The sequence below is a fragment of the Psychrobacter sp. AH5 genome (assembly GCF_040371085.1).
Classification (GTDB): Bacteria; Pseudomonadota; Gammaproteobacteria; order Pseudomonadales; family Moraxellaceae; genus Psychrobacter.
Genome location: NZ_JAMBMT010000006.1, coordinates 37,712 through 50,095 on the forward strand (window position 1 = coordinate 37,712; position 12,384 = coordinate 50,095).

Below are 12,384 nucleotides of genomic sequence, written 5' to 3' on the forward strand. Positions count from 1 at the left end.
TTTTTTAGTTGTTTGATTTTGAGAGTGTTGGGGGGTTAGAAGGGGTGGGTTTTGTTTAAGTGGTGAGTGTTATTTGGATTGGGTTTTTGTGGGGAGTTGTGTTGGTGGTTATTAGGAGGGGTATGTGGGGAAGTTTAATAGGAAGAGTAGTTTTGTTAAGTGGGAGTTTGATTTTGTTAGGGTAGGGTGTTTATTTGGAGGATGGTGTAAGTCTTGTATTGCTATTGGGTTTGGGTTTGAAAGATTTTTGAGGTTAAGGGAGGGTGTGGTTTGTGTTTATTTATGAGGATTTTTGAATTGGGATGGGGGTGGTAATTGAGGGGTGGGGTGGATTGATGGGGTTATGTATGATTGTGTTGAGATGGGGGGTGGGTATAAGTTAGTTAGGTATAAATTGGGATGGAGTGGGGTGAGTTGGGTGGTGTGAGGGGATTTTTAGGGGGGTAGGTGGGATATTAATATGTTAGTGTGATTTTGAGGGTGGTGATAGATTTGATTTTGGTTGGGTGTGAGATTAGTGGTGGGGATTAAGTGGGTTATGTGTGATATGTGGTGTTTGTAGGTGAAAGTGGGTGATGAGAGTTTTTTTATAGATTGTTAGGTAGTGTTAAGTGGGTGGAGTTGGGTGTGTAGGGTGTGTATGTTAGTAGTTTAATGGGTTTATGAGGTTGATGATGTGAGTGGGGTTGGTGGTAGGGTAGGAGTGTTTTGGTGGTGTATAGGGTGTTGGTTGTGTGGGGGGGTTTTTGGGATTGGTAATGAAGTGGTAGGGGTTGAGTGTTTGTAGTTTTTGTATTTGGTGTGTTGGGGTATGGTTGGTTGTGTGGTAGGGTGTAGGTGGTGGGAGTTGATGTATGATTTGTATGGGATTGGGGGATATGTGTGGTTGGATTGGAATTTTTTTTAATGATTTTTTGTATGAGTTGTTGGGGGATTGGGTGGAGGTTGGATTTTTATTTGGTGGGGGATGAGAGTGGGGTGTTAGGTGTATGAAGTTTGTTGGGATAATAGTGTAGGGGTAGTTGATTTGGGGTTGGGGAGTTTGGAGTAGTAGGTAAATTTTTTGTGTGGTGGTTGTTTGTTTGGGTGTGGTGGTGGGGTTGGAAGGGGGTTATAGTATTTTGGTGAAGATGTGTTAGGGATGGTTGAGGGTGTGTTTATTTTTTTTGGGTTTAGTGTGATAGATGGTGTTTTTGTATTTTTAGGTATGGTTGTGAAGGGGGGTGATTGTAAGGTGGTTTATAGTAAATAGAGGATTATTTGAATGTATAGATGGGTAATTGATGTGAAGAGTTTGGAAATGATAAGGTTGATAGGGAGGAGGTTGAGTAGTAAGTGATGAGGTTGGGAGTTGAGGGTAGAAATTGAGGAGTTAGGAGTGATTTGGTAATGATTGGAAGGATTTGTTAATTGGGGGGGGATGGGGAGGTGAATGTAGGGGTTGGATTAATGGGGTGTTAAAGGTTTTGTTTTGGAAGGGAGGTGGGGGTGAGGAGATGGGGTAGTGATGTAGGGTAGTTATGGGTTGGAGAGTTGTTTGAGAGGAAATGGTATTTGAGAGTTGTATTTGTTTGAGGGGGAGGTAAAATGAGGTGATTGAGAAGTGGGGGTGAGGATGATTTAAATATGAGGATAAGGTAATAAGTTGTTTGTGTGAAGATGTGGAGGGTGGGAAGGATAGTGATGAATGTGATGTAGTATTTGAAGGAGTGGTAGGGGGGGTGGGTGAGGTGTAGAGGGTAGATAGTTTGTGGAAGGGTAGGAGGGTATGAATGAGGGATGAGGGAAATGGGAGAGTAAGGGTAAGGAGATAAGGAGAGGTTGTATGAGTAGATTTGAAGGAGGGGGGTTTGGGTTGTTGGATAATGATGAGAGTAAGGTGTGGTAAGGGTGTGATTGGGTGGTAATGGAGAATGTGGATGGTAGTGAGTAGGTATGGTAATGATGGTGGGGGTGGGGAGGGTGTTGGAGGTAGTAGAGGGTGGTAGGTGGGGGGGGGGAGGGGAAGGGAGGTTGGTGGGTAGGGGTGGGTTGTTGTGAAAGGAAGAATAGGAGGGGGAGATTTAAATTGGGGAGGGTAAGGTGAGTATGTGGGGGGGGGAGGGGAGTTTTGTGAGGATGGGGATGTTAGGAGAAGGGGGTGTGGGGGGGTGGTGGGTGTGGTGTTTGTGTGATGAGTGGTTGAGTTGTGAGTGTGAGGGTGGGAGTGGGAGGTGTTGTTTGTTATTTTATGGTGAGGGTTTGTTGGTTGGGGGTGTGGGAGGTTAGGGGGTTGGGATTTGTTTGTGAGGTTTTTGTGGTGGAGGGGTTGTTGGGTGTGGAGGGGGGGGTTATGAGTGGTGGAGGGGTGGGTTTTTGGGAGGGGAATATGTGAGTTTGGAGTGTGATAATTTGGTGATGATAGGTGTTGATTGATGTTGGAGGGAGGGGTGTGATTGAAAGAGTTTGAATGGTGTAAGGGGGGATAGTGTTGTGGGTGGTTATTTTGTATGAGAAGTGGGTTGGGGAAGTGTAGGGTGTATGATTGGGGGTAGTGTAAGGGGGGGGGTGTTGGGAGTTGGTGTTGTTTATTTGATTGTTTATAGTTATAATTAGTGTGTGATTTGAGGAAGGGATTGTAAGGGGAGATTGGGTGGGATGTGGGGTTGGGGTTTGGATAGGGGGGGAAGATGTTGAGTTTTTGTGAGATTTATTTGTTGTTTTGGGTTGATTAGAGGAGGGAAGGAAATAGTAAGTTGAGTGATATGGTGTGATTGAGTTGTTTGGAGTATGGGTATTTGTAGGTTTTGGGTGGGAGTTAGGGTATTTGGTGGAAGGGAGGGGGGAAGGAGATAGAATTGAGGTATTTTGGGTAAATGTGAGGAGGTGAGTGGTATAGGAAATGGAGTATTTGGAGGTTATAGGATTAATATGGTGGAGAGTGGAGGGGTGGTTAGGGGTGATTTGTTGGGTGAGGTTGGTGGAGGGAGATTTTAGAGGTAATGTTGATATTTGTGATGAGTAGTGGGGTGGTGAAGGTGAGAGATTTGTTGTTAGTGATATTTTGTTTTTGAGAAGGTGAGGATTGTAAGGAATGTTAGGTGGGTAGTTTGAATGTTAGAGTTGTTGTGGAATGAAATGGGAGAGGGTATGGGGTGGAGGAGAAGGAGATGATTGAATAGGAGGTGATTTTGAAGAGTAGAGAAGGAGTTGTGTAGTTTATGGGGGGTAATAATGGAGATATGTGAGAGATTTGTAGAAGGATTTAAGTATATTTGAGAATGTTAGGAGGTGGTTTGTGTATGAGGAGGTAGTAGATGATTGGAAGATGATGGATGTAAATGATGTATTGAGAGATGTGATAATTATAAGGGGTTTAGTGGGTGAGGATGATGAGGTATTAGTGGGGGGTGAGGTGGTTTGGGAGTAAGAGAGTAAGGTAGTGATGTTTGAGGGGGGAGGTAGGTTGGATTGGGGAAATGTAATGTTAGTTGTGTGATTGGGGGGTGGGTAGGATAGATGAGTTTTAGAAGAGGGGGAGGTAGATTGGGGTGGATGAGGAGGAGAGATGATGTGGATATTAGAATGTAGTGGAAGTGATTTGAGGGGTTGGGGTTGGAGTGGGGTGTGGGGAGGGGGGGGAAGGGGTGTGGTGAATTTGGGTAAGGATGAATGGTGGTGGGTATTTAAGGTTTTGTTAGAGAGTTTGTTTGAATATGAGGTTTGGTTAAGTATGGAGTGAGGTTTGTTGGTGGAATGTGGATAAAGTAGGAAGGTGTTGGATTAATAAGAGAGGTGGGTGAGTAGATGATTGGGAGATGTTTTTGGAAGGTTAGTAGTTGGGAAGGGGGTTGATAAGGTGGAGGTGGTTTGAAGGGAAATTTGGTTGTAAGGTGAGGATTAGAGTGGGGGTGAGGGATTGTTTGGGGAGAAAGGATGGGGTGTGAGTTGGATTTATGAAGGGTAGAGGTGGGGGTGAGTGATGTTGTGAATTTTGGGTAAAGGTGAGGTAGGGGAAGGGTAAGAATGAGTGGGGTAGAGGATTGGGTAGGGGGAGAAGTGAGGGGTAGAGAGTATGGGGGAGGGTGTTAGGTAGTAATGTGTTTGGGTGTGATGGGGATTGGGGGGTTGATGGTAGATGTAGTAGAAGATTGTTTGTTGGGGGGAGGGTATGTGGGGGGGGTGGTAGGTGTGATGTGATTTTAGAGAGTGTTAGAGTGGATGTAGGGTTTGATAATATGTGGAAAGGTTGGAGAGTTTTGTGGTGTGGTGTGGGAATTGATTAAAAGGTAGTGTTATAGGGTGTTTTAGGGGGTAAGATGGTGAAGGGTGTTGAATGTAGGTGGTTGTATATATATGAGAGAGGTGAGAGAGATATTATTATAGTGGTTTTTTGTGATTAAGAGAGAGGGGGATGGTTGTAGTGAGGAGTTGATGTTGTGGGGGGGGGAATGGGGGTGGTTGGATGTGTGGGGGTGGTTGTGTATTTGAGAGAGTGGGGTGATTTGTGTTGGAGGTTTTGGGAGGAGGAGGGTATGGGGGGGAAGGGAATGTGAAGGGTGTGGAAGGAGGGTGGGAGTGAGGTGATGTTGAATTTTTATTAGTGTATGTATAAAGGGTGGGTTGGGTGTGGTAGTGGGTGGTTAGGTGGATTTTGGGTTAAAGGGTTGAGTTTGGGGTGGGGAGGGATGGGAGTAAGGAAATAGGGAGGAGGTATAGAAGATGTTAAAATTGGATAGGGGGATAGAGGATTAAGTGTGGGATAAGGGATGGATATGGAGTGTATGGAGGTAATTGGGGGGGGTGATGTGGTGAGGGGATTTGAAATTAAAGGGAAAAAAAATAGGAAGGTGTAGGTGTGTGATTTGATAGGTGGTAGAGGGTGGGGGGGTATGATAATGTGGAGGGGGGTTGTGTAAGGTGGTATGGGGGTATTGGGAGGGAATGTTTGAAAGAAGGGTGTTTTTTGATGTATGAGGAGTAGGTATGGGGGTTGAATTAGGGTGGGGGGAGTGTATAGGAGGAGAGAGGGGGGTATGTGATGGATGGAAGGGAGGGATTGGGTATGGAGTAGGTAAAGAGAGATGGGAGGTAGGGAGGTGGTTGGTGGGAGGTAGTGGAGGGTTAGGGGGGGGATTGATAGATGGGGGGGTGGGTAGTATTGGGGTGTTTGAGGTTTTGATTTTATGAATGATGATTTTGAGGGGTTGATTAAGGATTTAAGGGGGAGGAGAGAAAGTATTGGTGGTGGGGGTTGTGGTGTAAAGGAGAGGTTGTATGGGATGGGAGTAATTTTGGAGGGGTTGTGTGGGTAGGTTATGTTGGAGATGTGGTGGTGGTGGTGGGATTAGGGGAGGGTAAGGATGATGTGAGGGTGAGTAGGGAGGGTGAGGGTGGTGTTGAAGTAGTGGGGTGTTTTTTGGTGAGGAGGGGAGAAGGTGTTTTGAGGGGGAGGAAAGGGGGGGGGGGGGAGAGGGAGTGAAGTGGGGGTGATGGTATGAGGAAGGTTGGGTGGTAGGGAGTAGAAGGGAGTGAGGAGGTTGTGGAAATGGTGAGTGGGGGGAGGGTGGGTGAGAGGTTTGGGTGAGAGAGAGGGTTTGTGGTGGGTATATTGGGGTAGGAAGTTAGGTTAGGATGAGGGGGTGTGGAGGGTTAAGGTAGGGGTGGGGGGTGTATTTGGGAGGATTATTGGTTTGGGGAAGATATGGGGGGAGGGTTGTAGTGGTAGTGTGTGGGTGTTATGAAGGTGGGGGGTATGGGTGGGTGTTTCTAGGAATGGGGGTGGGGGGGATGTGGGTTGGTGGGGGGAGAAGTAGGTGATAGACATTAGAGAGGGGAGTGGGGGTGTGGGGGGATGACAGGTTGGAGGATTGATGATGGTTTGTTGTTAGGTGGGGGAGTAAATGTGTGAATGAATGTTATGTTGAAATAAGTGAGGGGGGAAGAGGGGATTGGAGGTTTGTTAGGGGGGTGTTGGGTTGGGGTTGATGAGTCTGAGAGTAGGTGTTTGTGTGGGTATAAGATGGTGTGAGTTAGGATATGATTGATTGGATTTTGTGGGGGGGTAATGGTATAGTATTAGTGTTTAAGTTGGGTATTTAGTGAGTAGGGTGGGAGGGTGGGGGTAGTTTTGGTGGAATGAGAGTGGTTTGGGGGAGTATGAGGTGTGAGGGTAAAGTGGTGGTGGGGGGGGTGGTAGTGGGGGTGAGAGAAGTTAAGGATTTTTAATGGGTTGGAGATTAAGATTTTGGTTATGATGGGTTATTAAGTATGTGATTAGTAGAGGTATATTTAGGGGGGGGAGTGATATGGGGTGTAGGGAGGGGGTTGGGTGAAGTAATAATGGTGATTTTTTATGTGGGTGAAAAGATTAAAGGAGGGGGGGAGTTGAGGGGATTGAGGGGGATGAGAGGGTAGTGATGGTGTGGGGGTGTTGAGAATGTGGGTGTGGAATTTTGGGAGATTGGGAAGGGTTGGGAGAGGTCTGTATTATAATATGGATTGGTGAGCGATGGTTGAGGAAGAGGTACGGGGGGGAGAGTAGAGGGTGAGTTGGGGGTATGATTTGGGGATTCAGTAAGGATGCAGAGTTTGTTGAGGGTTTTTTTAGGGATTTCGTAGGAGGGTATAATGGAGGTTGTGGGGGATGTAGTGTGGGTGGAGATAGGTATTTGGAGGTAGTTTGTGTTTTTAAGAGAATAGTGAGTTGAGGAGAAAGAGGGTGGGGGTAGTGTGTATATTTTGTGAATTTGAGATTGTGAGGGTGTGGTATAGAGTGGTGTATATTTATTACTATTTATTATGTTTTTAAGTTATTTTGGAGTTAGGAGATTATTGAAGTGTTATGTGAATTTGAATTTTGTATGGATTATGGATTATGGTACTAATTGGGAGAGTGAATATTGTTGGGAGGATGGTAATAGTGAAAGATTTGGGAAGATCTATAATTATAGCAGAGGATATAGATTATAAAAAATTCGTCTTTTAAGTGTTATGAAGACTGATATGGATTTTATATTTGATTTGGGGATGTTAAGTGAAGATGGTCTGTATTGGGATGATAGGGTATGTGTAAGTAGTATTACGTTTTATTAGTATGTGTTGTGTAAATGATTTACAGTTGACTATAATTTGAGGGCATTTGCTAGGAGTAGGTGTACACGCACGTAAGGTGATTGCACGGTAAAGGAGGAGGAATGAGATGCAGTGTGATTATAAGACGTCATAGAAAATCTAGTGTGTGGATTAGTGTCACAGTTGAGTTATTAACACTAATTAAGTTTGAGAAGATGTTTAGGAGTATGATAGGCTTATAGTTGAAGGAAATTTTCGAAGTTAGGCGATTATTTTGTAACGGTGGGATAGTGATGCAGGGGTTGCAGTTGTGTTAATACTGAGGAGTTTGAGTAGAAGGGGTAAATGTTTAGTTTGGTGGGGAATGAGAGTGGGGGTTGGGAAAATAGGTTGTGACAGAGATTGTTTGTAAGGTCAAGTGTTTGATCAATTGCACAGTAGATAACTACATGATACAGAGAAGTGTATTGAATGGTTTATATTGGTTGAAGACAAACGATATGATATGCATAATGAATAATTGTGGAGGTGTTGTCCAGGACATATGCACTGTTCCTTTGTGCATGAAAAGTGAGTATAGATGTGTGGGAGCCACGTTTACAATAAGATTGACTTCAGGACAGAGGACATATTGGTACAGAAGCTGATCCTTGTGTTGGCAATTTTTCGGAAGTTTGTCTTAGTTTATATGTAGTGATAAGATTTGTTGAAAGAGCTGGGCGGTGTAGATCGTGTTCAGTATAGGTAATAAGCGTTTAAAAAAAGACTATTTATAAGTGTCAACTGTGGAATTTTTTTTATTGAGCTGATATGTTTCAAATCTTGTTTTTTGTGTATTTTAACAGTTAATCTGTCTAGTTAAAGCGCTCAATATTGTATGTGTTTCTAATAAGATCTCACAACAATTCATACCTTCTTGATTATTTATTAATCCTCTAGAGCGTGGGTATGTGAGGTCGGGTTGGTAATTAGTTCCTGTGGTTGGCCTTGGAACCGTGGTGTACATGCCTGTAAGGCTGAAAGTTCTTAATTAACGTTGAACACATCCTTGTTGTTTTTGAATTCATGCTATCACATTATGCCCTAACAGGAGAACCGGGTCGTGGGTGGGAGGGAGGTTTTGGACAGTGCTCGATTATCTTGCTTAACTGATCATTCTTTAGTGTGTGAGTTTATGATTTTTAAGTCTATTAGTAGAAGATGGGTTTGAAGCTAATAGTGTTGGTTTATGAGTTAGTGGTTGTAGTGTTTAAGGTTTCAGATTGGCTCATCTACATTCATGATTTCAATGATAATTTCCCTTTATAACGCTGCTCTCATAATTTATAGAAGGTAAATGTATAATACATGTCAACATCGATTATGCAGAATCACTCTGTTTAAATGGGCCAAAGTCGTTATATGTCCACTAAATGGTTAGATCATCAAGAATGTGTGATAGTTAGTACTCGTGAAAGTTTGTTTGTTTTAGGAGACGGATATATTGGGGAGTGGTGTGATAGATTACGGCTATTATGTAAATTCGGTCTGAAAAATAATAGTGCTAGCTTAATAGCTGAACTTGTCTCTTGTGTGCTAATCTCATACCTTTTAGCTTTTTCGCGACTGTGAAGTTGTGAACAATTAACGGTGAAACAAACGGTTTTTGGCAAGCTCGACATGACTGAGGAGTTATAGTCCCTGCAATTCGGGTGTATGGTTTTTAGTAGATTCAGGCTACGTCTATATTAAACAAGATGAGCCTTATTTTTGATGTTCTTGCGTAGGCACGAGTGTTTTTTAAATGTATGGTCAATACCAAGGATTATCTAAGCTTTTTTGAGATGATTTGACATGTAATATTCAGAATTGGTGAATACTATTTTGTCGGATTTAATAGTTCCACACTTGGTTATATTGAGGATTAGATGATAAATGGTGTGATTTATAGTCAGGGCGCTCTCCAGTAGGGAAGGTTTATGCTATTAAATTTGCTTTTGGCGAGATGGTGTTTAGAACAACACTGTCAACAGGTTAGTTAGATTTGGATATGAGTTCTTATTTTGTTATATTTGTCTTTGTTTATCCGATAATCTATTTTTTTTCCGAATAATTAAAGGTGTTTCAATATTTATAAAACGATTGACTTTATTAATTTACAGCTTTACAGTCGTGAAAAGATGCCTTCACAGAGTTTGCTTTGTAAATTAATATAATTAATTTTTTATAGGTTTAAAGGCTTCTTTTGAATCCTTTTTCACATCTAATAAGACGGTTTATGTTATTGTGATTGTTACTTTCATCTAATTGCACTTGTTATATTCTTAATTTTTATAATGTAGTGTGTTAGTCGATATATACGTATTGTTAAATATTCATGATTTATTTCAGAATTTATTTCTAGTAAGTATATATTCAGTATTAAATTATATAAATCTTTTATTTTTTTTGTTCCTTACCTTGCATCTTCTATTTATTTACAACGTCTGAAAAAAGATTCTTTTTAAAGAGTGTTTTATAGAATTTTTTGTTACTCAAAGGTTTCTTTTAGCTATTTACTTTAGTGGTGGGTGTATCTCATTTATAGTCATGCAGTAAGTCCGCTAAACATGGTACTTTAGATTGCATTATTAAATACAGCTTTCGTTCTATTAAACCCTCCTAGACCTAAATAATTAGATAATTCTAGTAATAATTATTAGGTAATGTAGAATGTTTGAGTAAGTTGCAACTCATTAAAAGAAATACAGCGAAGATATGTTACATCAATTATTGTAATTAAAATCTTTGTATAGTTGCGACCGAATGGTAAAGGCGCTAAGGATAGGAATTGTTTTAAGCGTGATTAGAAGTTAACCTTTTAATAGCTCCTAAGTTTTCATTTGATCATATAAATTCATCGTAGCTCCTAAATGTGGGTTTAATGCGGATTTGTGTTGCAAGTTTAAAGTTATTTCTGTTTCATTTTCGTATCCCCTTCGTAAGTATTAAATCTGTTATGGTACTAATACACAATTTTATTACTCTAGTACAATACGCCATTGAACAGATATTCGTGTGTCACTTATGTCTTCTTCGCGCATATAATCTTAACGAATTTAAACTCATTGGCGCGTGCTTATAAGCGCTAATATCGTTCCAGGGAAGAAGTTATCGATCGGCACGATAGAGAGTGTCCTTTTCTTTATGTCTCATACTACGCAGAGGTGCTAATTCGGCAAATCCCTTAACAACTACCACAATTATTCGGCACCCCTGGCTTATGAATAACAAGCGGATATTCCACAATCCCTTGTAAGTAGGGTAACTGGGCTGTCTTAGCTTGACTGCTGATTATAGGCTAATTCTCTCTTAAGTGTGTGGATTGATTCGTCATCTTCTACAAGTGACGCGAAATCGCGGTGCACAAAAACTTTGGGAGCTAAATCACTCTGCATTCATGAGCTGAAACCAGCAGTTACAGTGCTAAGACAGAGTCGCGACGATAATACCCTTAAGCTTTCCGAAGACCTTTCTAGTTTATCTAATGCTAAGTATGTTTTGTCTCCCATGTTCAGTGGAGCGGTAGGTTTATAATATTGAGAGGTTGGGCAATAACATAGCATTTCGATTAGTAAGCGGTATACTAATGAGCTTGGGCGAATTGCTCAGCTAACCGAGCGGATTTCTCAGCGTCACTCTTAACGTCGATTGGTCACGCGAACAGCAAAGCGCGCCCATAAGGCACTTATTATGCGCTGGCTATTCTCGAACGCCATCTTAATAAATCTAGATCTTGTTAAATCCAGTCAATCGCCTTACCCTTGCGTGAACTCTCGATATGTGGCAATAACGCGGCTATATGGCTGACCTTCGACCATGCACATCGATAATAGCCTATATTTTCCAGAGTTGCGTAGTAGAGATTGTGTCAACTTTAGATATAGCTCTGTGTCGTCACGAAAGCACCACAATCCAAGTGAAAGAAATAGAAAAAAGCAGTCTGCGAGGCATGTCAAGCGATTAGTTATGAGATAATTGGATATATTTTTGACGTCTTGAAGAAGGCTGACCAAAGACATCTATTGTGGAGATCTACACAAACCACCCCACACACACAACAAAAAAAAACACAAAAACACACACAACCACAAGTTGTGATTTAATATGCAAATTGACGTGATGGATGGGGCTTTTCGCTTCCTGTATCTTTATAATGCCTAGCTCTCGATTAGGTCCCAGCATAAAACAGCTCATTCACCGACTCAATCTTGCAGGATTACCACGCTAGCATGGTGACTGGCTGAATTCGCTTTAGCGCATAGCCCTAGCGCTTCAATTTGCGAGATTCCAGTGGGCTGGGGTAAATTGGACTGACGAAATTTGGAGTAGTTCTATGTACCGGGGGGCCTTTGAGTAAGGAGTTTTTATTTTGGCGTGAAAGTGCGCCTTATTATAGCAAATGGCAAGGTAAAGGGTATTATCTATTAAAAAACGCCCGCCTATATCATTTGGTCGAGCGTTCGGGTTGCAGTTTAGGGATTTTGGTTTTTGGGGAGGATCTCGCCTATCCGCTAATATCTATATTCCCACTGGCTGCGGTGACTGATAACTGATAGTGTTCCTTGTACCTTCGTAAACCGCGACTCATGGCAACCCAGACTGCGTCTTTTTTGAACCCAGCTAATTGTCGAGCTAAACAGCCTTCAAGGCGTCTATTGATTACTGATTAAGAATGTGTAGGTTTTATTTGTGGATTGAGTTGACTATGGCTGCTTCACTCTTTGTTTTTTTTTTTAGGAGATGTTAGAGTATCTTTAAAAAAGGAGTGGAAGGTTGTGGTTGGATGGTTGGTTTACTAAATGATTTATAATTATGTTTCTTATCGATTTAGTAAAGAAATGTTTGCGCGATGTTTAGGAATGGTCTTAATATGGATATACCTACTGCATCTAAAGCTAAAACATTAGAAAGCTAGAGTATATATGTCGAGATTGGATGTGCATATTGAAATGATTCTGATGTCCATGGTTTATCGGCTTGGAGTGTCGCAGTGGAGTGGATTGAAGATTTTTCCAGTAAAAGGTTTGATTCTTGAATAATAAAGTGTCCGCGGTTGTCTGAAGAATTGCAACGACATCTGAGTTCTTGTTGTAGGCTAGCTTGTGGGGGGCACTTTGGTATTTGCTCAACCAGTGACGTTTTTTTTATCGATGATAAATCAGTTTTACGTCTAGTAATTATGCATATTAATATATTATACTTTAAACAAAAACTAAATACTGATTATGTTAAAATAATAATCTAACGAACCTCATACACGCTTGCACGTTTGTTAAAGAAAACTTGGTATAGGTTAAGATAGCTTACGCG